This window comes from Nocardia sp. NPDC051911, assembly GCF_040681035.1.
Classification (GTDB): domain Bacteria; phylum Actinomycetota; class Actinomycetes; order Mycobacteriales; family Mycobacteriaceae; genus Nocardia; species Nocardia sichangensis.
In genome coordinates this window covers 1-22,430 of the sequence record NZ_JBFAXY010000033.1, presented here as the reverse complement: position 1 = coordinate 22,430, position 22,430 = coordinate 1, and the positions used below count along the sequence as shown (strand labels likewise).

20 protein-coding genes are annotated in these 22,430 nt (G+C 68.3%); 5 read left to right on the top strand and 15 right to left on the bottom strand.

Features of this window, described 5'->3' with window-relative positions; genetic code table 11:
• Positions 1-24: 24 nt before the first annotated feature.
• The 3 genes from AB0L97_RS30870 to AB0L97_RS30860 are packed head-to-tail and all read left to right on the top strand — an operon-like array spanning position 25 to position 2,973.
• Positions 25-891 carry a sugar ABC transporter permease gene (locus tag AB0L97_RS30870; protein WP_364436388.1) on the top strand — a complete coding sequence of 289 codons (867 nt, stop codon included), beginning with the start codon at positions 25-27 and terminating at the stop codon, positions 889-891.
• Positions 881-1,702: a carbohydrate ABC transporter permease gene (locus tag AB0L97_RS30865; RefSeq protein WP_364436385.1), complete on the top strand. Its 822-nt coding sequence runs from the start codon at positions 881-883 to the stop codon at positions 1,700-1,702. The genes AB0L97_RS30870 and AB0L97_RS30865 overlap by 11 nt, the downstream gene beginning before the upstream one ends.
• Complete coding sequence (locus AB0L97_RS30860) at positions 1,699-2,973, top strand: sugar ABC transporter substrate-binding protein (protein ID WP_364436382.1); 1,275 nt, start codon at positions 1,699-1,701, stop codon at positions 2,971-2,973. Before AB0L97_RS30865 ends, AB0L97_RS30860 begins: the two co-directional genes overlap by 4 nt.
• Positions 2,974-3,000: 27 nt before the next feature.
• Here AB0L97_RS30860 and AB0L97_RS30855 read toward each other — a convergent pair whose 3' ends face one another.
• From AB0L97_RS30855 to aztB, 7 genes are all read right to left on the bottom strand, one after another.
• The gene (locus AB0L97_RS30855) at positions 3,001-4,284 is read right to left on the bottom strand and encodes a DUF3533 domain-containing protein (protein ID WP_364436379.1); all 1,284 of its coding nucleotides are present in this window, start codon (positions 4,282-4,284) and stop codon (positions 3,001-3,003) included.
• 160 nt (positions 4,285-4,444) lie between these two features.
• On the bottom strand, positions 4,445-5,569 hold the full coding sequence (locus AB0L97_RS30850; RefSeq protein ID WP_364436376.1) for an amidohydrolase family protein: 1,125 nt from the start codon (positions 5,567-5,569) through the stop codon (positions 4,445-4,447).
• 280 nt (positions 5,570-5,849) lie between these two features.
• Positions 5,850-7,694, bottom strand: coding sequence for a hypothetical protein (locus tag AB0L97_RS30845; RefSeq protein WP_364436374.1), 1,845 nt, complete (start codon positions 7,692-7,694; stop codon positions 5,850-5,852).
• A gap of 58 nt (positions 7,695-7,752) precedes the next feature.
• Entirely contained in the window at positions 7,753-8,094 is a 342-nt protein-coding gene (locus AB0L97_RS30840) for a hypothetical protein (RefSeq protein ID WP_364436371.1), read from the bottom strand.
• 100 nt (positions 8,095-8,194) lie between these two features.
• A complete protein-coding gene (gene aztD / locus AB0L97_RS30835; protein ID WP_364436368.1) occupies positions 8,195-9,352 on the bottom strand; it encodes a zinc metallochaperone AztD in 1,158 nt (385 codons plus the stop codon).
• A gap of 34 nt (positions 9,353-9,386) precedes the next feature.
• Entirely contained in the window at positions 9,387-10,304 is a 918-nt protein-coding gene (aztC, locus tag AB0L97_RS30830) for a zinc ABC transporter substrate-binding protein AztC (protein WP_364436365.1), read from the bottom strand.
• Positions 10,301-12,307 (bottom strand): zinc ABC transporter permease AztB, encoded by a 2,007-nt coding sequence (gene aztB / locus AB0L97_RS30825; protein ID WP_364436362.1) that lies wholly within the window; start codon positions 12,305-12,307, stop codon positions 10,301-10,303. The genes aztC and aztB overlap by 4 nt, the downstream gene beginning before the upstream one ends.
• A gap of 56 nt (positions 12,308-12,363) precedes the next feature.
• Between aztB and aztA the strand changes: the two genes are divergently transcribed.
• On the top strand, positions 12,364-13,059 hold the full coding sequence (gene aztA / locus AB0L97_RS30820; RefSeq protein ID WP_364436359.1) for a zinc ABC transporter ATP-binding protein AztA: 696 nt from the start codon (positions 12,364-12,366) through the stop codon (positions 13,057-13,059).
• Here aztA and AB0L97_RS30815 read toward each other — a convergent pair.
• Positions 13,056-14,255 (bottom strand): MCE family protein, encoded by a 1,200-nt coding sequence (locus tag AB0L97_RS30815; RefSeq protein ID WP_364436356.1) that lies wholly within the window; start codon positions 14,253-14,255, stop codon positions 13,056-13,058. The genes aztA and AB0L97_RS30815 overlap by 4 nt on opposite strands.
• A 173-nt stretch (positions 14,256-14,428) precedes the next feature.
• Here AB0L97_RS30815 and AB0L97_RS30810 point away from each other — a divergent pair, with 173 nt between their 5' ends.
• Entirely contained in the window at positions 14,429-15,793 is a 1,365-nt protein-coding gene (locus tag AB0L97_RS30810; RefSeq protein WP_364436353.1) for a cytochrome P450, read from the top strand.
• Between the two features lie 59 nt (positions 15,794-15,852).
• On the opposite strand, the gene AB0L97_RS30805 is transcribed toward AB0L97_RS30810, so the two are convergent.
• The 7 genes from AB0L97_RS30805 to AB0L97_RS30775 form a co-directional block, all read right to left on the bottom strand.
• Positions 15,853-17,079 carry a cytochrome P450 gene (locus AB0L97_RS30805; RefSeq protein ID WP_364436350.1) on the bottom strand — a complete coding sequence of 409 codons (1,227 nt, stop codon included), beginning with the start codon at positions 17,077-17,079 and terminating at the stop codon, positions 15,853-15,855.
• A gap of 31 nt (positions 17,080-17,110) precedes the next feature.
• The gene (locus tag AB0L97_RS30800; RefSeq protein ID WP_364436347.1) at positions 17,111-18,232 is read right to left on the bottom strand and encodes a dihydrodipicolinate reductase; all 1,122 of its coding nucleotides are present in this window, start codon (positions 18,230-18,232) and stop codon (positions 17,111-17,113) included.
• A 1-nt stretch (position 18,233) separates the two neighbouring features.
• On the bottom strand, positions 18,234-19,835 hold the full coding sequence (locus tag AB0L97_RS30795; protein ID WP_364436344.1) for an acyl-CoA synthetase: 1,602 nt from the start codon (positions 19,833-19,835) through the stop codon (positions 18,234-18,236).
• 25 nt (positions 19,836-19,860) lie between these two features.
• On the bottom strand, positions 19,861-21,111 hold the full coding sequence (locus AB0L97_RS30790) for a hypothetical protein (protein ID WP_356965575.1): 1,251 nt from the start codon (positions 21,109-21,111) through the stop codon (positions 19,861-19,863).
• A gap of 5 nt (positions 21,112-21,116) precedes the next feature.
• Entirely contained in the window at positions 21,117-21,668 is a 552-nt protein-coding gene (locus AB0L97_RS30785; protein ID WP_355080159.1) for a nuclear transport factor 2 family protein, read from the bottom strand.
• Positions 21,668-21,895, bottom strand: a complete 228-nt coding sequence (locus AB0L97_RS30780) for a ferredoxin (RefSeq protein WP_364436339.1) — start codon at positions 21,893-21,895, stop codon at positions 21,668-21,670. Before AB0L97_RS30780 ends, AB0L97_RS30785 begins: the two co-directional genes overlap by 1 nt.
• 61 nt (positions 21,896-21,956) lie before the next feature.
• Positions 21,957-22,430, bottom strand: a 474-nt coding sequence (locus tag AB0L97_RS30775; protein WP_364436336.1) for a cytochrome P450, incomplete at its 5' end; no start/stop codon positions are given.

The following is a 22,430-nucleotide window of genomic DNA, read 5'->3' as shown; positions in this document are numbered from 1 at the left end:
GCGGGGGCGGTAACGTCGCAGCACATGAATCGGCGTGGGGCTCGTCGCGGCATGACGAGCTATGTTCTCTTGCTGCCGAGCCTGATCGGTGTCGGCGCGTTCCTGGTGCTGCCGATTCTGGTGGTGGCCTGGCTCAGTCTGCACAGCTGGAACCTGTTGGGACCGATGGAGTTCGTCGGACTGCGCAACTGGCGGTCGGTGCTGGGAGACGCCGCGTTCGGCCACGCCCTGCTGGTGACGCTGGTGTTGACCGCGATCGTGGTGCCCGCTCAGACGGTGCTGGGTTTCGCGGTCGCGGCATTGCTGGCCCGGCGGCGCGGCGCAACGAGTCTCCGGGTCATGTACGCGCTGCCGTGGATGTGCGCGCCGGTGGCGGTGGGTGTGGTGTGGCAGTGGATGTTCGCTCCCACCGGTGGCGCCGTCAACGCCGCGCTCGGCCTGCGCGTGGAATGGCTCTCGGATCCGGCGCTGGCGCTGCCGTCGGTGGCCGCGGTGAGCGTGTGGGCGAACTTCGGTTACGTGGCGCTGTTCTTCGTGGCCGGAATCCGCGCAATCCCGGACGAGATCCTCGACGCCGGTGCGCTGGACGGGGCCACCGGCTGGCGCCGGATCCGCTGGCTGATCCTGCCGCTACTGCGGCCCACCATGTTCTTCGTATTGGTCACCGGCGTACTGACCGCCTTCCAGACCTTCGACACCGTGTACGCGTTGACCAAGGGCGGACCGGGCGACCGCACCGATGTGCTCGCGATGCGGATCTTCACCGAGGCATTCGACGCCGCACGGCCCGGCCGCGCCGCCGTCATGGCGCTCGTGGTGTTCGCGGTCATGTTCGCGATCACCGTGGCGCAGCACCGCTACTTCCGGGATCGGACCACCTATGAGTTCTGATCGCCTACGTTCGGCGGCCGCCTACGCGATCCTCTCGGCCGGAGCGTTGCTGACCGTGGCGCCCCTGCTGCTCAGCGCGCTCACCGCCGTGAAGACACCCGGCCAGTTCGCGACCGGGTCGCCGCTGGCCCTGCAGCATCCGGTCACCGCCGACAATTTCCGGACCGTACTGGACTACGGCTTCGGGCGTGCGGTGCTGGTGACCGCGTTGATGACGGTGTTCATCACCGGCGGCCAATTGATCACTTCGGTGCTGGCGGCATACGCGTTCGCCCGCACCGATTTCCCGGGACGCGACGCGCTCTTCTGGGTGTATCTGGGCACCATGATGGTGCCGCCGATGGTGACTCTCATCCCGCTGTACCTGATGTTCGCGCGCCTGGACCTGCTGAACACCTTCTGGGCGCTGGTGCTGCCGTTCGTGTTCGGATCGCCGTACGCGGTCTTCTTGCTGCGTCAGTACTTTCGGGCGATTCCGCAGGAGCTGATCGGCGCCGCGCGGCTCGACGGCGCGAACACCCTCGACATCATCGTGCACGTCATGGTGCCGATGAGCAGGCCGGTGCTGGCGACCTTGACGCTCATCACGATCGTCTCGCAGTGGAACAATTTCATGTGGCCGCTGGTCGCGAGCAGCGGCCGCTCGTGGCAGGTGCTGACGGTAGCGACGGCGAATCTGCAGACCCGCTACAACGCGCAGTGGACCCTGGTGATGGCGGCCACGACGCTGGCCATCGCGCCGCTGGTGGTGCTGTTCGTGATCTGCCAGCGGCAGGTGCTGCGCTCGATCGCGTGGACGGGGGTGAAATGAGGACATCGACCCGCGTGGTGCTCGCCCTCGCACTCGCCGCGGCGCTGCTGGTCGCGGCGGCCCTGTGGCTCGGCCGTGACGGCGACGGGTCCGGCCGCACCGTGGTGGGGTTGCGGATCTGGGACGAGAGTCTGGTACCCGCCTACCAGGCGTCGCTCGCGGAGTTCGAGCGGGCGAATCCGGACCTCGCAGTACGGATCACGGTGGTGCCGTGGTCGTCGTATCGGCAGAAACTCCGCTTGGACGTGGCCGGTGGCACCGCCGACGATCTGTTCTGGACCAATCTGTACGAGGACTACGCCGATGCCGGGCGGTTGCTCGACATCGGGGCGACGCTCGGTCCCGAGGCCGCGAGTGCCTGGGACCCCTCGGCGGTCGCGCAGTACACGCGCGACGGGAAGCTTTGGGCTGTACCGCAATTCGTCGATGCCGGAACCGCGGTGTACTACAACCGCGACCTGCTCGCGGCCGCGCATATCGATCCCGCCGAGCTGACCGCGATGCGGTGGAGTCCCGGCGGCGACGACACCCTGCGCCCACTGCTGCGCAGACTGGCGGCGGTCACGCCGTGGGCGTACAACGCGGGTCACGACTTCCAGTCCATCGAACTGCCCTATCTGGGCTCGAACGGAGCGCGCTTCCAAGACGACCACGACAATTTCGTCTTCGACAGCCCGCAGGGCGTGGCGGCGTTCGACTATCTGGTGCGGTTGATCGCCGACGGACTCGCGCCATCGCCCGCGGACACCAACACCAATCCCGACTTCGCGAAGAACGCTTTCTTACAGGGCAAATTGGCGCTGCTGCAGTCCGGGACATTCAATCTCGCGCAGATCTCCGAACAGGCCCGCTTCGAGTGGGGCGTCGCGCTGCTGCCCGCGGGCCCGGCGGGACGGGTGAGCACGAACAACGCGATCGGCGTCGCGGGTAACGCGGCCACCCGGCATCCCGACGCGGTGCGCCGGGTGCTGGCCTGGCTCGGCAGCGGCGCGGGCAACCGCCACCTGGCCGAGGGCGGCGGCGCCATCCCGGCAGTCGTGTCCGAACAGCAGCGCTATCGCGACTACTGGGCAGGGAAGGGCGTGGAGGTCTCCCCCTTCTTCGACGTACTCCGCGGCCCGCGCATCTCCTCTGGTGGCGGACCGGGTTTCTCGGCCGCGCTCCGCGCCGTCGACCCGATTTTCGCCGAAATGTATCTCGGCCGGATTCCGGTGCCGGAAGCGTTGTCGCGCGCCCAGGCCGCGGCCGAGGCCGCCGTCGCGCAGAACTGAGCGAACGCCGGAGAAGATCCGGCCGCCCTAGGATGTGGTGCCGCGATTCGCGGTGCGCGTCAATCCTTTCCGGTCGTAGAACGCCGTCACCGCCGCACCGGAGCACAAGCCGATGACCAGGCCGAGCAGCGCCATCCAGACACCGCGTTCCAGGCCCGCCGCGGCTCTGGCCTCGAAGTACAGGATCGCACGGACGCCGAGGAAGACCTGATGCATCGGCTCGAATGTGGACAGCCAGGCGAAGTACGTAGGCGTCGCCTCGATGGGCACGGTTCCGCCTGCCGAGGGCAACCCCAGCACGATGAACAGGATCAGGTTGACGAGCATGCCCGCGGCGCCGAAGGCGGCGAGTATCGACAGCGCGGTGACGCCCACGGCGAGGATGGCGAACGTGGAATAGAGGAACAGCAGCAAGGCTTTGTCGATGGGCATGTCCAAAGCCGTCCCGACGCCGAGGAACACACCGGACACGATCGGCGCGGCGACGGCGAGCACGCCCCATTTCAGCAGCAATGTGCGCAGCCGGGAGATCGGAGTGGGCGGATAGTGCACATACCACGGCCCGTACTCGGTCGGCGTGAATCCGAGCGAAGCGTCCACCATGGTGTGGATGATCATGGCGCCGGTGAATCCGGCCAGCAGGATCAGCAGCGTGTAGAAGAAGGCCGACAACCCGCCGCCGGTGCCTTCGGGCAGTGGCCGATACGGCGCGATCACCACGTCGATCGGCTCGGCCAGCAGCAACTGGCTGGCTCCGGCCAACTGCGGCGCGGGTCCGCCGGAGGACCGCAGTTGTTCGTCCACCGCGGCGGTGAGCTGCTGTCCGACCGTGGTGTTGACCGCGCCCAGTGCCTGTTCGGCGATACGAAGCGTGATCTGCGTGGCGTAGGTGCCGGTGCGCGGATTGGTCTGCACGGTGATCACCGGCCGGTCGACCTTTCCGGATACCACACCGGAGGCGCCGAGGATCGCGAGCCGCTTGGTGAAATCACTCGGAATGACGATCGCACCGTAGATCTTGCCGTCGCGCATCAGCAATTGCGCTTCGGTGATGCCGATGACGCGCAGGTCGACCTTGTCGGCCGGGATGTTCGCGGTGAGCGCCGCGGTGATCTGGTTACCCACGTTGGCCGGTTTCACGGCGAGTGTGTCGCCCGCATCCTGGTTCACGACGGCGAGCGGCAAGTCGTGCAGATTCTTTTCGGGGTTGACGACGTACCCGAGATACATCACCGATAGCAACGCCATGAGCAGCGTGACGACGACAAGGGGTCGGATCCAGGTACGGATCCGCATGGGTTTCGCTGCCATGGAACCGGCTCCTCTCGCGGCGGACAAAAGACTGCTCGGCGGCGCGGACGTATTCGGCGAACTGCTGGTTATCTTCACCCGTGCGCGCGGACATTCCGAAATCGTGGTCCGGAGTTTCGCCGGGAAACCCTGCGCGCCGTCGATCGCGAGTGGCAGGCGCTCACGCGTCGATCGCCGCGGCCAAGCGGGGCAATTGCCGCAGCGGATTGATCCGCTCGACCTCCATCCGCTGGTCCGCGTCGAAGATGTCGCTGAGTCCGGGGGCCGGATCGTGCGTGCCGGTCTGCGGCAGGGTGAGCGCGCTGAAGGGCCAGTCGGAACCGAAGACGACGTGCTCGCGCTTCCCGACGGCGAGCACACTCGCCATCGCCGCGGCCGATCCGCTGAGCGCGGTGTCGTAGTAGAAGTTCGCGATCTGGCGTTGCGTGTCGAGTACCGACGGCCTGGGCAGATCGTCGGGCCACAGTTCGCCGAGCACCGTTTGCGACGCGACGCTGACGCGGTGGGACAGGAACGGAAGTGTCCCACCCGCGTGCGCGAGCTGGAAGCGGATGTTCGGGTAGCGCTGCGTCGTGCCGGTGGCCATCATCAAGGTCGCCGCGCGCGTGGTGTCGAAGGTGAATTCTTCGAGGAAGTCCGGCAGCGGCAGCTTCGGCTTGGCCTCGGCGGGGATGGCGGCCGGATGCACGAAGACATAGGCGCGGCGTTGGTTCAGCGCGATCAGCAATGGCTCGAAACGCGGATCACCGAGGTAGACGCCGTCGTAGGCGGACAGCAACACCACACCGTCGAGGTGCAGTTCATCCAGCGCGTAGACGGCTTCCGCGACGGAGGCGGCGACGTCGGGCATCGGCAGCACCGCGAAGGCGCCGAATCGCTTCGGATGCGTTTGCAGCAGCCTTGCGGCATACGTGTTGCAGTAGCGGGCCAGGTCGTTCGCCTCCTTGCCACGCAGGAACGACACGCCGGGGTCGGACACCGACAGCGCCTGCGCCTGGATCCCGTAGTAGTCCATGAACGCCAGCGCCTGTTCCGGGGACCAATCCGGCGTCGGGTATCCGCCGATGGTGACGTGACCGTGGTCGAGCAGCGCCGCACGGTAGTCCGGTGGCAGGAAGTGGGCGTGCAGGTCGATCCGGTAGGTACCCGACGGCGCAGGTTGCCCGGTACGAGCCGGGGTCGCTCGAGCGATAGCCGACGTAGCGGCGATGCCCAGCGTTCCGGCGACAACGCCGCCAAAGGCGCGACGCCTGCTCGTCTTCCTGCGGAATCGGGAATCGGTCATAGCAGTCCTCACTCGTCCGGACGGGGAAAACGGACCGGTCCGCCGATGCTTTCCGCACCGCCGGACGGCATGCGATGAAATCATCAACTACGACGAAATATTCGTCAAGAGTAAATGATGAAATGGTCAGGATCGTGGAGAGATTCAACTGTCGAGGCGTACCTACGCAGAGACGAACCGCTTGGAAGGCGGCCGAGTCATCGCCGACAGCGGAGACGATCGGCTTCGGAGCCGCTGAAGTGGATCGAAAGGCGGAGGTGTCCGCGATCCGGTCGGAGCTTCAGTTGTCGTACGACGCGACGCCGACCGGGCCGACGCCGAGGCACAGGTCCAGCCCCGGTGTCTCGGCGGAGATTCGCAGTGCCGAGCCGCTGCCGACGAGGCGGACGAACACGGTGTTCAGTCCCTTCCGGACCGGCGCCGACTCCGCTTCACCGTGTTCCAGGGCGACGCTGATCCGACCATCCCGACTGGCCACGTAATTGATTTGCGCGGTCCACTTGTTCGCGAGCAGGGGGCCGTCGAGACGCGGGAACACCGGCCTTGTTCCGTCGACGCGGTAGCCACAGCCGGGCTCCGGTCCGGGGAGGATGGCCCGGTTCCACCAGACCGCCGCGTCGACGATCGCACCGTCGTCGGTGATCATCCGCAAGTGCGGTGTCGCGACCGCGAACGTGCCGGGGGCGGCCACGGACGCCAGCACGCTGCTGGTCAGATTCTGCGGATAGGCCATCGGATTCAACACGTTCCACGGCACCTCCTGCTCGAGCAGGGGCGCGCCGTCCCATGCGCGCAGTGCCGATTTCACGTTGGTGACATACGTTTCGGACGGACCGACCCGCCACGATCGCACGAATGTCCAGGTGGACCAGAGACTGCTCGCGACGAACACCGCTGTCACCGCGACTGTCAGCTGCCGGACGGGAAGCTCGATGCGCCGCGGATTCCGGGACGGCCGGGGGCGAGCCCGCACCATGAGCGCGCCCGCGGCCGCCGCGATCACCGCCGAGTCGGCGAAGTAGCGCAGCGACTGCATCAACTCCCCCGCGGTGTTCGGTCCGCCACGAGCCAACGCGACGGCCAGCTGAGCGATCACGACGTAGACGGCGGCCGTCAGCCACACCGCCCCGATCCGCTGCCGGGTGCGCATCGACAGCGCCACCACCGCGCCCAGCGTCAGCCAGGCCGCTACCACCGCCCAGCCGGGGGGATCCGCCCACGGCGTCGACGGCAGCCACCGCTCCCACACCCACGGACCGCCGGACAGCGCGGGCACGATCCCCAGGGAGGCCGCGCCGGGCAGCAGGTCGCGCAACTCGTCCCAGTCGTCGGGCAGTCCCGGCCCTGCGACCACCGCGAGATAGGCGATGGTCCAGAAGCCCAGGACCGCGGACGATCCGATCCACAGCGCCGCGCCCCGCCGCGCCACCACACGAATCGGGGACTCGCCGCCGTCGACATGGCGGACCAGCGCCGTCACGGCGAACGCCACGAACGGCACGACCGCCGACTTCTCGAAGAACAGCAACGCCACCACCAGCACCGCGACGCCGGACAGCGCGTATCGGCGGCGACCGCTCCGCACCAGCGACACCGCGTCCCCGATCACCCAGGCGAGGGCGAATTGCAGCGGCAGTGCGTTGAGTGCGGCGGCCCACCAAGCGAAAGCCGGGATCGTCAGGGGGCAGAACAGATAGAAGACCAGCGGAATCAGGAGCGGCCACCGGGGGCCCACGATGAGCAGCAGCATGCGCACCACGGCTACCGACGCACCCACTTGCATGAGCAGCAGCACCGTCACCGGTCCCGCCCAGACCAGCGGCGCGACCGCGTTCACCGCCCAGGCCGTGACGAAGGCCAACGGCATGAAGTGCCCGTCGTGGTCGTACAGCAGCAGATCGGTGGACCACAGCCCGTAGCGGGCCACCCGGCCGACCAGGATGAAATCGTCCCAATAGAAGAAGCCGCTGTCGGCCACCCACCAGCGGACGGCCAGCTGCACCACGACCAGGCATCCGGCCACGACGACCACCGGTTGTGCCTTCGCGATCCTCCGGACGCGGCCCAGCGCCGACACCGGAGGAACGCGCGCCGACTCGGGCACGGCGAGCGCAGCAGTGTCCATGCCAACCCACCGTAGCGGCGTTCGCGCCGGGGATCGCGCCTCGACGGCTACGGAGCGTTCATGGTGCCCTCCCGCCAGCAGGGCCGATCGCCCGACGCACGGTCTCCTCGACGTCCAGTTCCGCGTCGTCCCGCAGGGCCTCGATCAGCGCGGCGCTGCCCGCGATGCCGGTCCAGGGCAGGTCGATCTCGGTCGCAACGAACCACGCCCCGTCCGCGGGCCAGATGAGATTCGGGCTGTTGATCGTCCGCGACCAGCCCGGGAGCAGGTCCGCGGCTCCCCCTGCCTTACCTGGCCGAGCCGGGCCCCGCAACAGCAGATAGTCCCGCGCGGGTATGCGCAGACGCGGCCCATCGATCACCTCCGGTGGGAAGGCCGGTGCGACGGTGGGCGCTGACACGAGATCCGCGGAGCGCCGCCGCGGTCAGCAGAGTGCGGCGTCGGATGGGCGTGGTCCGGCGCGGCCATCTTCCTCCGTCCCCATCGAGGAGAATCCGGCGTCAGTGCCCGACCACACCGCTCACTTCATTCGGTGTGCTCGGCAGCGTGACGCTCGCGGTCTTCGCTCCGGTGGCGAGGTCGACGCGGTGGACCTGCTTCGCGGCGGGGTCCGAGACGTAGGCGACGTCGCCGCGGACGAACAGCGCGGGTCGCGGCTTCTGCCATTCCAGCGGTTCCTGCCAGGAACCTGTCACGGGGATCGTGCGCACGACAGCGCCCGCGACGGGATCGATCACGTGGATGCGGCCGTCGGTGCCGAGGACCAGGGCTTCGCCGTGCGGGCCACGGGCCAGCGAGCGGAAGGTGTAGCTGGTGCCCAGATCGACCAGCCGCAGCGTGCCGGTGACCGTGTCGATCAACGAGACACGCTGCGGGCGTTCGAGTTCGGCATCCTTGTCCTGCTTGTAGTCGCCGAGGACGACGGGCGAGGTCTCGCTGCCCGCCTGGTTGCCGATCCGGCCGTACTCGGTCGGGCCTGCCACCTTGGTGATCGCCCCGTTGCGGTAGACGAGCACGCCGTTCTCACAGCCGAGGACCACGGCCTCGCCCGCGGCGGTCGCCTCACCGTGCACGCCGGGGCAGTCTTCGCTGCGCGCCTTCTCGGTGCGGTTCTTGTCGAGCACCACGATCCCGGTTCGCTTCTCCTCCGTGCCGAGCGTGACGACGAGTTCGCCGTTGGCGAGTTCGATCGCGACGCCGTGGTGCGGGGCGGCCGCGCGGTAAGTGGCGGTCTGCGGCGCGCCGTCTGCGAGATCGGCCGAGTCGAACGCGACGACTTCACCGGTGCCGTCGCTGAACAGCACCGTCCGTCCGGCATGCCGGACCACGTGGCCGGGATGCGTGCCGGGGAACTCGATGCCGGTGAATCCGGCTGTTGCGGCATCGAAGACGCGGAAGCCGTCTTTCGTCGAGACGATCAAATGACGGTCGTCGCCCGCGGGGTTGAGCCGGTTGAAGCCGTCGAGCTCGACCGTGCCCGCGATTTCGAGAGTGGTTCCGTCCAGCACGTGGATTCCGCCGTCGTAGGTGATCGCGACGGGATCGGTGATCCGCGGGGTGTCGCGTTCGGCGGAAGTGTCGGCCCCGCAGCCGGCGAGCACCGAGGCCAGCAGACCGATCAGGGCGGACGATGTGGTGGTTCGAGACCGAACGGGCATGAGCTACTCCGTCTTTCGTTCTGGTGTTCGGGTACTAAGCGGTGGCGAGCCCGCGGACGATCGATTCGGTGTTGGCCCGCATCATTTCCAGGTAGGTGCCGGCGCCGCCGCCGGGCTCGGTGAGCGACTCCGAATACAGCGAGATCACCCGCACGTGCACACCGGCCTGCTCGGCGAGCACACGGGCCAGGCGGTCCGGCTGCGAGGAGTCGGCGAAGATCGCGCCCACCCCGGCGGCCCGGATTGCTCCGGCTAGGGCGGAGAGATCCGACGGGCTCGGTGCGGCGAGCGTGGTCCCGCCCGGTATCACGGCGCCGACCACTTCGAAGCCGAATCGCTGTGCCAGGTAACCGAAGACGTGGTGGTTGGTGACCAGCTTCCGCCGCTCGGCGGGGATGGTCGCGAACCGCTCGGTCATCCAGCGGTCGAGCCGGTCGAGTTCGGCGAGGTAGCGGTCGGCTTCGATCCGCACGGTCGCGGCGTCGTCGCCGTCGACCTGCTCGATGATCCGGTCCCGGATGACTTCCACCGCCTTGCGCACCCGGCGCGGGTCGGTCCAGAAGTGGGGATCCGGCCTGCCGTCCGCGTCGTCCGTGGAGTAGTCGATCGGATCGATCGCCGCGCCGACGGATACCCCTGCCACTCCGGATCTCTCGGCCGCCTCGACGTTGCGCAGCACACTCTCCTCGAGGCCGAGACCGTTGTAGACGATCAGGCTCGCGCGTTCGAGCCGGGCCGCCTGCTGGGCGGAGAGGGCGAAGAAGTGCGGGTCCGCGTTCGCCGGCATGAGCACGGTGACCTCGACCGCGTCCCCCGCGATGGTGCGGGTGAGATCGCCGAGGATGTTGGTGGTGACGACGACTCCGTCGCGATCGGCGTCGGCATTCGAGCATGCGGTGAGCGCGAGCAGGGCGACGGCGAACAGCGCGCACCAGTGAGCGGCACGTCTCATCGGCCGGTCTCCACCATCGCCGTGGGCACGATGTCGAGGCCGAAGGTTCTTGCGGCACGAAGGTTGTCGGCGTAGTCGATCTCGTGGATCGCTCGCGCCGCGGGATCGTTGAGGTAGGCGCGGTGCTCGTCGACGAGGATCAGCGGCGCGGGTGCGCCGTCGAGTACCGGCGCGGTGAACGGTCGGGCCGCGGCGGTCTCCCGTCCGGACAAGGCGTCGTAACTGTGCAGCAGGCCGTCCGCGGTGAGGACCAGCAGTGGCGCGCCCTCGCCCGCGGTATTCGCCGCGACCACCGGACCGGTGTCCGCCGCGGTCCAGGACTTGCGCCGGACGTCGAGCACCCACACCCCGCGCGAGCCCGCCTTCGCCACCAGCGTCGCGCTGCCCGCGCGGTGGAAGAACGCGGTCGCGCGGTCGCCGTCGGAGATGCCGTGCGGATAGGGAATCTTCTCGCCGCTGAACACCGCGTTCCTGGCCGTCACCACCAAAGCGCCGTCGGCGCAACCGAAGACGACACCACGCCTGGTCACCGCCGAGCCATGCGGACGCGGACACTCTTGGGCGAGGACCGAGGCGGGCGCTCCGTCTCGGGCACGAACCTCGATCCGGTCCCGGGCGGGCACGGCCACCAGCAGGTGCTCAGCGTATGGCACGGCGGCTCCGTCGGCGATCACGCCGCGCTCGTGTCGCGACCCCGCGCCCAGCGCGGACCGATCCAGCAGCGCTGTGCCACCCGCGTCGGAAACCAGTGCGGTCACCGCACTGTCGGCATACGCGGCCGACACCGGGCCACCGGCGAGGGCGCCCAGATCGCGGACGGGTGCCCGGTAGTAGTGCACGTGATCGCCGTGATCGACCGTCCATGCGCCCGCGTCCACGATCCGCACCCCGTCGCGGGCGGACAAGAAGGCGTAGCGCCCGTCGGCGGTCACGCGGCCGACGCCTTCCGCTCGGCCGAGATCGATGACGTCCGCGGTGACGAGATCGACCACCCGCACCGCGCCGGTCCCGCTGTCGACCACGACCAGACGCGGCTGCGCCTCGTCGGCCTCCTGCGCGCCCGCCACATAACCGTGCGGCGGCGTCTCCGGAGGGCCAGTAGAATCGCCTGTCCCGCAACCGATCAAGGGCGTCATCATGGCGAGTACCAGGAGCACGGCCAGTGGTCTCGGCGTCCCGCGCGAGGACCGGATCCGATCACGCACCCAGGACGACAGCGCCGAGACGAAGAACAGCGCGACGGCCGTCGCCGCGATGGTCGCCCCGGCGGCGGTGTGCGCGTGCCACGAGATCAGCAGCCCGGCGAAGGTGGCCACCGCCCCGAGCGCGGCGGCGGCGAGCATGATCGCCGGGATGCGATGCACCCAGTAGACGGCCGCCGCGGGCGGCGCGATGAGCAGACCGAAGACCAGCAATGTGCCGACGATGTGGAACGACGCGACTATCGCCAGGGTCAGCAGAGCGATCAGCGCCACGTTCGCCAGGCGAGGCCGTAATCCGAGGGTGTGCGCCTTGCGCGGGTCGAAGGTCAGCGCGACGAATGCCCGGTAGCCCAGCACCGAGATCACCGCCGCGAGAACCGTGGCCGCGACCAGGTACCACAGGTCACGTTCTCCGACGGCGAGTACGTCACCGAAGAGGAAGCCGGTCAGGTCGACCGCGAACGAGGGCGAACGCGACACGATGATCACGCCCGCCGACAGCATCCCGACGAACAGCAGCCCGATGCCGGTGTCCGCGGCGAATCGCGTCCCACGGCCGAGCACCGAGACGCCGACGGCCATCGCCGCGGCGCTGAATGCCGCGCCCAGCAACAGGTTTCCGCCGACCAATGCCGCGATCGCGACGCCTGGCAGCATGCCGTGCGCCATCGCGTCGCTGAGAAAAGCCATGCCGCGCAACACCACCCACGTCCCCGCCAGAGCGCACAGACACGACACGAGCAGTCCGCCCCACAACGCCCGCTGCACAAATGAAACCTCGAACGGGGCCAACCACTCCATGACGCAGCACTCTACAATGATAACGGTTTTCATTTCAATGAGTGGACGGGAGTTACATGCCGCCAGCTGTCGATATCGCCGAGGTGACGGCCGGGTACCGGGGACATCCGGTCCTGCGCGAGTTCACCGCCACCATCCCGGGCGGCCAGGTGACCGCACTCATCGGACCCAACGGGTCGGGCAAATCCACCCTGCTCGGCGTCCTGGCCGGCGTCATCACGCCCACCGCCGGAACCGTGCGCCGCCACCATCTCCGGCGACCGGCAATCGTCGTGCAGCACAGCGGCGTTCCCCCCAATCTGCCGATCACCGTCCGCGAAACGGTCGCCATGGGACGCTGGGCGCAGCGCGGCGCATGGCGGCGTCTCACCCGGGAAGATCGCGCCATCGTCGGCGCGTGCCTCGACGGGATGGCGATCACCGACCTGGCCGAGCGCAGGCTCGACAGCCTCTCCGGAGGCCAGCGCCAACGGGCGATGCTCGCACAGGCACTCGCCCAGGAGTCGGACCTGCTGCTGCTCGACGAACCGACCACCGGTCTGGACTCGGCCGCGCAGCAGGAGATCTCCGACGCCGTCCGCCACGTCGGAGCCCACGGCGTGACGGTCGTGCACGTCACACACCGGCGCGAGGACGCCCTGCGCGCCGACTATTGCCTGCTGCTGCGGGACGGCCGGGTGACCGACCACGGCGACCCGCGCACCGTCCTGCGCGGACCCACCACCGAACCGGAAGCGGCCGCCGCCGACTAGCGTGGCACTCCGGGCATACCGGCGAAGAGGATCTGGAAGACCTTGGGCGCGTTCGGTATGACCGCCATGGAAGGAGTGAACGGCGCGCCTTCGTTGGTATCCGTGACCACATAGTCGGCGTGGCTGTCGGGAACCCGGTCGAGGATCCCGGCACAGCGCGGCCCGCCGGTCGCGTTCACCTTCGGCAGGTCGCCGGGATATTTGTAGGGCTGCGCGCCGTACATGAAGCTGGCGTTGAAGATGGCTCCGGGTTTGTATCCGCCGATGATGGCCTCGGCCGCGGGAAGGGCTTTCGCGATGCCGACGACTACGCAATACAGCACGGGCGAGTAGGTATCGAGCAGTGAGCTGGTCGGCCGCAGGGTCGCGAGCACAGCGGTGAGTCCTTGCTCGTTCTCGGTCAGCGCCGTCCGGGTGGTGTCGGCCAACCCGACGAGGTTGAGCAGCACGGCGTCCAGGTCTTCCGCACCCCGGGCGAGCGTCCCGCTGATCGTGGTGGCGTCGGCGGCCGTGCGCAACAGGTCGGGGGCGGTATCGGCGTAGAGCCCGGTGACCTGGCCCGCAGCGGACAGGTCTCGCCGCAGCGCGGGCAGGCTCGGGTTGATCTGCCGCAGGTAGTCGTCCGAACGAGCGAGCAGATCGCCCAGCCGGTCGCCACGCCCCTGCAACGCCGTGTCCAAGGCGGCGAGGGTGGCGTTCAGTTCGCCCGGTTCGACTTTCGCCAGCACATCACTCAGACGCTGGAACAGCGTGTTGTATTCGACGGTGACGGATTCGGCGCGGATCGTCGAGCCGGGGCGCAGCGGTGTCGGCGAAGGAGCGCTCGGCACCACGAAATTCACGTACTTGGCCCCGAATACGGTGGTCGAGCGGATGTCCACCGTCGCGTTGGCGGGCACCAGCCGCAGCAGTTCGGGATCCAGCTCGAGGCGCAGACGCGCCCGGTCGCCGCGGAACTCGACGGCGCTCACCTTGCCGAGTTCCACCCCACGCATCCGCACCTTGGCATCGCTGTCGAGCACCAGACCGGAGCGGGGCGTCTCGACGGTGACGGCCACCGTCGAGCGGAAACGTCCGGCGTACATCGACGCGGCGACCGCGACCACCGCGACGATGAGCAGGAGCAACGCCGCTCCGGCGACTTTCAACCGCAGTAACCGCCACGTCACCAGCACGGTTTGGCTGCCGAAACTCATTCGAAACCACCGATCACTTCTCGTCACGGGCTGTGCGCGACGGCGGCACACCCGCGGCCCTGGCATCCGACTACGGTCGCGGTCCGCGGCTTGCCGGACGCTCGCTAACCGTAGTACTGTCCAGACACGTGTCCATCATAAAACTTGGACACTTATCTGGGGAAGGATTTCCAATGACTCTGGTGAAACCACGTCGGGTATCCGGAGGCGACCACGAGCACGGTCATCTGGAGGAGTTCCGCGTCGACCCGATCGGGCTGATGCGCCGGGTCCGCGCGGAGTGCGGCGACGTCGGCTCGTTCGACCTGGCCGGGCGCCAGGTCATCCTGCTGTCGGGCGCGGAGGCCAACGAGTTCTTCTTCCGCTCCGGCGACGACGACCTCGACCAGGCCGCCGCCTACCCCTTCATGAAGCCGATCTTCGGCGAGGGCGTCGTCTTCGACGCCAGCCCGGAACGCCGCAAGGAGATGCTGCACAACCAGGCGCTGCGCGCCGAACACATGCGCGGGCACGCCGCCACCATCGCCCGTGAGGTGCAGCGGATGCTGGCGCGCTGGGGTGACGAGGGCGAGATCGACCTGCTCGACTTCTTCGCCGAGTTGACCATCTACACCTCCTCGGCCTGCCTGATCGGCCTGAAGTTCCGCAACGACCTCGACGACCGCTTCGCGCACCTCTACCACGACCTGGAACGCGGCACCGACGCACTGGCCTACGTCGACCCCTACGCCCCGATCGAGAGTTTCCGCCGTCGCGATCAGGCGCGGGCCGAGCTGGTCGAACTGGTCCAGGGGATCATGGACCGCAGGGCCGCCGACCCGCCGACCGGCAAGGACGACCGGGACATGCTCGACGTGCTCATCTCGATCCCGGGCGACAACGGCGAACCGCGCTTCAGCGCCAGCGAGATCACCGGCATCTTCATCTCCATGATGTTCGCGGGCCATCACACCACCTCCGGCACGGCGGCCTGGACGATCATCGAACTGCTGCGCCACCCCGAGGTGCTCGACCGGGTCGTCACCGAACTCGACGAGCTCTACGCCGACGGCTCGGACATCAGTTTCGGCGCGCTGCGCCAGATCCCGATGCTGGAATCCGTGCTCAAGGAGACGCTGCGCCTGCATCCACCGCTGATCATCCTGATGCGGGTGGCGCGCGGCGAATTCGACGTCTGCGGTCATCGGATCGAGCCCGGCGATCACGTCGCCGCCACTCCCGCGATCTCGAACCGGATCCCGGAGGACTTCCCGGACCCGGACGCTTTCGATCCCGGACGTTATATCGATCCCAACCAAGCCGACCTCGTCAATCGCTGGACCTGGATTCCGTTCGGCGCGGGCCGCCACCGCTGCGTCGGCGCGGCGTTCGCGTTGATGCAGCTGAAGGCGATCTTCTCGCTGCTGTTGCGGGACTGGGAGTTCGAGATGGTCCAGCCGTCGGACAGCTACCGCAACGACCACTCCAAGATGGTCGTGCAGCTCGCGCAGCCCTGCACCGTCCGTTACCGCAGGCGCCGCGAGGACCACGACAGCTGACGACGTGGCCGGGCACGCGAGAGCTCCCCGTCGCGTGACGGGGAGCCCGCGTCCGGCAGCTACTCGTAGCGCACCCGCCAGCTCTTGATGCCGTTGATCCACCCGGACCGCAGCCGCACCGGATCGGACACCTGCCGCAGGCCGGGCATCGCATCGGCGATGGCGTTGAACATCAGATCGATCTCCAGCCGGGCCAGGTTCGCGCCGACGCAGTAGTGCGTGCCGGTGCCGCCGAAACCCACGTGTGGATTCGGATTGCGCAGGACATCGAACGTGAACGGATTCTCGAAGCCCTCCTCGTCGAAATTCGCCGAGCTGTAGAACAATCCGAGCCGCTGACCCTGCCGGATCCGCTGCCCGCCGAGTTCCAGGTCCTCCGTCGCGGTGCGCTGGAAGGCGGTCACCGGAGTGGCCCATCGCACGATCTCGTCGGGCGCGGTACGTGGACGCTGCTGCCGGTAGGTCTCCCACTGTTCCGGGTGATCGACGAAGGCCTTCATCCCGTGCGTGATGGCATTTCGGGTGGTCTCGTTGCCCGCCACGGCGAGCAGGATGACGAAGAAACCGAACTCGTCGGAGCCGAGCGCCTCGCCGTCGACGTCGGCGTGCACCAGCTCGCTCACGATGTCGCCCACCGGGCAGGCACGGCGCTGCTCGGCCATATTCCAGGCGTAACCGAGGATTTCGGCCGAGGCCATCGCGGGATCGCCGTACTCGGGGTCGTCGTAGTTGAGCATCTGGTTCGACCAGTCGAAGATCTTCTTCCGATCCTCCTGCGGCACGCCGATCAGCTCGGCGATGGCCTGCAACGGCAGTTCACAGGCGACCTGCTCGACGAAGTCGCCGCCGCCGGACTTCCTGGCCTCGTGCACGATCCGCTCGGCGCGCTCGGTGAGCGCGGCGCGCAGGTTCTCCACCGCCCGCGGCGTGAAGCCCTTGGATATGATCCGCCGGATCTTGGAGTGCTTGGGCGGGTCCATGTTCACCAGCAGAGCGCCGGTGAGCGCCATCTGTTCCGGCGTGATGTCGCCGGGCAGGCGGATGATGGCCCCTTTCCGCTCCGAGGAGAACAGCTCCGGATGCTTGGAGATCTCCTTGATGTCGGCGAGCTTGCTGACCACCCAGTAGCCGCCGTCGTGGAAACCACCGGACGTCTCGTCGGATTGCGCGTTCCACCACACCGGGGCGGTCCGGCGTAGCTGAGCGAATTCCTCTACCGGACTTCGGTTCTCCCACAGCGCCGGGTCGGTGAAATCGAATCCGACCGGAAATGCCGGAGCTGCCATTGCTACCTCCTAGATGAAACGTGCGAGCCGGTCAGCGCGGCGAAGTGCGCCGCGCGGCGTCGGGATCGGCCTCGGCGGCCGACGCGCGGGCCGCGTCACCATCGCGCAGCCATGCGGCGGCGCGACCAGCGACCAGCGGCAATTCGAGATACGTGCGCACACCCGGCTCGGCGGCGACGACGTAGGGGATCGAGTTCACGCAGTGCATGGCCGTGGCGACGATGCCGGGGTTGCGCACCAGACCCGCGGCGGCGCTGTGCGCGTGCATACCGGTGAAGGTCACCGTCGCGCCGGGATCGCCGACGATCTCGACCTCGTATCGCTCTCCCATGGGTCCGAAGGTCCAAGGCGGGTCGAGGTTCTCGGTGCCCATGAACCAGTTCACCGCGGCCGTGATCACCGGAGTACCGCGAACGGTCCCTTCCCAGCGGAAGCGCTGCGCGGCGACGCGCCCGGGCGCGATCGGGCCGATGGGCGAATCGATCGGCGCGGTGGCCACCGCCATGTCGTGCGTCACCCGCAACCGCTCGTCGAGCGCGATGCCCAGCGCTTCGGCGATCATCCACACCGACTGGCTGTAGCCGCCCGCGAGCACGTTCGCCATGACGCTGGTCGCGGCCTGCTCCGGCATGGCGCCGAACAGCATCCAGTCCCGGACCACTTCGGGCGCGCCATAGGTGCGGATGTCGGAGAACTCTTCGGCGCGCACCGCGGTGATCGCCCCCGAGAGCGCCGACACCACCAGCGGGATCTTCTCGGTGATGCCGCCGGGATGTATTCCGGTCCCGTGCAGCGTGACTCCGGCGGCTCGGCACAGCTCGTCGTACCGTTCCCGCTCCGCGCGGCGCGGATGGAACCAGCCCAGCGGTGTGACGACGTTCTTGCCGGACCGCAGGATCGCGCGCACCGTCGCGGCGTCGGCCATGAACGGGCTGTAGAGCACGCAGTCGGCCTGCGTGGCGAGCAAGCGGTCGGCATCGGTGGTCGCGCGCACCCCGACCGGCGGGCGGCCGACCAGCTCGCCCAGGTCCATGCCGTCCTTGTCCGCGCTGTGCACCCAGGCTCCGGCCAGTTCCAGCTCGGGATGGTCGAGAATGCCCTCGATGGCGGCCCGCCCGACCCCGCCGGTCGCCCATTGGATCACCCGGATCATGTCAGTCCGCCTTGTGGTCGGGCCCTCGCCCGGCCACGTACTGTTCGGCCCACCGGTAATCGGGTTTGCCGCTCGGAGCGCGCACGATGGTGTCGGCGACCCAGACCTGTTTGGGCACTTTGTATCCGGCCAGGAATTTGCGCACGTGCGCGTGCAGCTCGGTGAATTCGACCGGCCCGGACAGCGACACCACCGCGGCGACCTGATGCCCCCAGCGCTCGTGCGGCACGCCGATCACCACCGCGTCGAAGATCGCGGCGTGGGTCTTCACCACGCTTTCGACCTCTTCGACGAACACCTTCTCGCCGCCGGTGTTGATCACCATGTTGCCGCGGCCGATCAGCGTGATCGACCCGTCGGTCTCGGCGCGGGCCCGGTCGTCGGTGACGACCATGCGCACGCCGTCGACGGACTTGAACAGCTTCTCGGTCTTGTCGGGGTCCTTGTAGTAACCGATCGGCACGTTGCCGGTCTTGGCCAGCCAGCCTTCCGAACCGGGCGCGACGGGGCGGCCGTCGTCGTCCACGACCACCGCACCGCGGCCGGTCCGCACGCGGGGGCCGCGCGCCGGATCGTCGTCCTTCTGGGCGAACCCGATACCGCCGAATCCGGTCTCCGATGATCCGATGGAGTCCGAGACCACCGCCCACGAGAACATCTCCAGCAGCGTGTTCTTCACCGGTTGCGACAGCAGCGCGGCGCCGGAGGCGATGGCAAGCAGCGACGAGGCGTCCACCGGTTCGCTCCGATACGCCTCGATCAGCGGCCTGGCCATGGCGTCGCCGGTGATCACCATGACCTGCGGGCGTTGCTCGGCGACGGTCCGCCAGACGCGCCCGGCGTCGAAGCGGGACTCGAAGATGACGGTGTTGCCCGACCACAGCGCGGTGAAGGTGGGCATCATGGCGGCGGCGTGGATCAGCGGCGGCAGCACCAGCCAGGCACTCGGATCGATCCGGGCGCCGGTGCGGGACTGCTGGAACTCGTCGGCGACCGGTTCACCGGTGTAGAAGTCGATGCCTCCGCCGAGGACGCGCCACATGTCCTCCTGCCGCCACATGACGCCTTTCGGCATGCCGGTCGTCCCGCCGGTGTACATCATGAACAGGTCGTCGGCGCTGCGTTCGACCACCGGACGGTCCGTCGCTCCGGCGGCGACGGCCGACTCGTACGACGTCGCTACATCGTCGATGTCCGGCGAGAATTCGTCGGCGACGCGAATCATGTGCCGCAAACCGGGCGTTCGCTCCCCAGCCTCCCGGACGGCGGCGCCGTAACAGGAGTGGTACACGAGCACTTCGAGATCCGCGTTCTCGTAGACGTAGGCCAGTTCGGCGACGCCGTACCGGTAATTGATGTTGATCGGGACGGCGGCGAGCTTGAAGCACGCGATCAGCGTCTCCATCGTCTCGATGCTGTTGTGCATCTGGAAACCCACGTGCGTTCCCGCGCCCACGCCGATGCTCGCCAGATGGTGCGCGAGCCGATTGGCGCGGATGTCGAGTTCGCGGTAGGTCACGCGACGGCCGGACTGGATGAGAGCCACCCGCTCGGGCATGGCGTCCACGGAGTGCTCGAAGAGGTCGGCGAAGTTGTTGGCCATGTCGTTCCATCTCTGCGTGGTGCGGTCAGACGACGGTGAGCGGAAGGGGTATCCCCCGGTCGGTGAAGGTGAAGGCCGCGCCGGTGCTGAACCGGGTCAGCGCCACCTCCGTCGCCTCCCGGAACGGTGTGTCGCCGAGCGTGATCGCGGCATGCCAGCCGTCCTCGCCCGCGGTGAGGACCTCGGCGGAGAAACGCGGGTTCACACCGCGGACCAGGGCGTTCAGCGGCTGCAGGTGCTCGGGGTCGAGCATCGAAGGCCACGTGCCGTCGGTGTGCGCGCCACTGGCGGCCGGGAACGTCACCGTGACCGTGTCGCCGGCGGGCACGATCTCGATTCCGGTGTACGGCAGAGGATTCAGAGCGGGGTGCAACCGCAGCACCGTCGCCAGCGCGGCGGCGTCGTCACCGAGACCGAGACAATCGCGCAGGCGTTCACTGGTGAGCCCGGCGATGCCCGCGAACTGTTTACGTCCGATCTCCAGCGCCGCGTCGGCGTCCACCCGAGCGCGCACCGCGATCAGGAAACCAAGGGTGAGCAGGTGATGTTGCAGACATACCTCGTCGGCGAGCCGAACCAGCGCGGAGCGGGAGAAATCCGCGAAACGCACATCGCTGAGCAAGGGGCCGGAGTAGTCCGGCCGCCCTTCGTCGGCGGGGTCGATCGCGGCCAGATCCAGTCCGGCCGCCACCGACCCGGCGACCAGGTCGGCGTTGGCAGGCACCGGCGGCGGTACGTGCGCGGGGTCGATCACGACCGTCCACGCGCACACCGGCTTGCGATCGGCCGGACGGCGGGGCGGGCGGTGGATCGGCCGGACCTGGGCGTGCGGATTGGTGGCCAGCGCGGTCGCGTCGAAGGTCGGGTCCTCGATGTCGTGGCACATCGACACGACGAAGTCCTCGCCCATCGGTTCCACGTCGGCGAGCGCACCGCAGTGGTCGAGCCAGAACTCACCGTGGTGGTGGTCGTCGACTCGGAAACGGAAGTCCATGAACTGCGGTGGAGCGCCGATGTCCAGTTGCAGTCCCTTGAAGATGGTCTCCACGCCGTCACCCGCGAAGCCGAGCGCCCGCTGCATGCGCCGGGTGTAGACCGGGCTGGCCACCTGCCACTCCTCGATGGCGACCTCGGTCATGCCCTCGCGGCCGAACGCGGCGATCGAGTGCGCCATGCCGGAGCGGTCGATGAGGTGCCCGCACAGCAGCAGTTCGGGCAGCAGAGCGGCCAGGGTGTCGCGGTCCAGGTCGGCGAAACGGCTCTGAGGTCCGGCCATGTCGGTCACCACAGCGAGGCGGGCGATTCGCCGACGCGATACCAGCCGGGCAGCGGCGCGCCGGAAACCGAGCGCTCGATGCGCTTCTGCATCCCCGGGGTGAGCGCCTTGTCGGTGATCATCTCGACGAACAGCGCCGAGACATTGCCGAAGTCGAAGAAGTCGCGCTGCCAGGACCATTGGAAGTCGCCGCCGTAGCGGAACCAGCTACCGCCGATGCCCTCGGGCGAGTAGTTGCGCCCATCCGGACGTGTCGCCTCGCTGATCTGCTTCCAGAACCCGATGACGGTGCCGGTGCGGTCGTCGACCACGAATTCCTGGTAGGGGTAGGTCCAGCCCTCCAGGCCGGCCATCTCCTGGCCGAGGGCCAGCTCGCGGATCTCGTCGCGTCCGACGGCCATGAATTCCTGGGTGGGTCCGTAGTTCCAGCCGTAGGTGGCGTCCTCGGTGTACATCTGCGCGAGGGGCTTCCAGTCCCCCTTCTCCTCGCAGCGCTGGTTCTCCACGATCCAGCGCTGAATCATCTCGTCGAGCTCGGCGCGGTCGAAAGCTGGCATCAGTCGGTACCTTTCGGAGAGGAGTCGGTCGCGCCTTCGTCGGCGATCGACAGGGCTCGAGTGGGGCAATAAGGGATCGCGTCCGCCACGGCGGGCCGGAGTTCGGCGTCCGGTACGTCGTGCAGGATCTCGACCTGCCCGCGTCTGGGCACCGTGAACACCTCGGGAGCCTCGGCTTGGCAGACCGCGTGCCCTTGGCACAGATCGAGATCGGCGCGGATTCTCATGACCGGCTCCACACGGGCCTGCGCGGCGATCCCGGCATACGGATCCGGTCGGATGGACGGCTCATCGGGTCTCCACGGTGATGGGTAGGTGCGCGAAGCCACGCACATTGGACGAATGAACCCGGGCGATCCCGGATTCGAGGACGTCGTAGGACCGCACACGCGACGCGAACTCCGTCAGCGCCACCGTCGCTTCCACACGCGCCAAGTGCGCCCCCAAACAGAAATGCACACCCGCACCGAAACTCACCAGCCCGGACCGATCGGCACGCTCGATCCGGAAACTGTCACCGTCCTCGAACACCGCCGCATCCCGGTTGGCCGAACCGATCAGCAACAACACCTTCGCCCCCGCCGGAACCACCCCGCCGTGATACGCGAGGTCCTCGGTCGCGGTGCGGGCGATCATCTGACTCGAGGTGTCATAACGCAGGGTCTCTTCCACCCAGTCCGACACCAAACCCGAATCCGCGACGACCTTCGCGTACTGCCCCGGATAACGCGCACCCCAATACAGCGCATTACCCAGCAACTT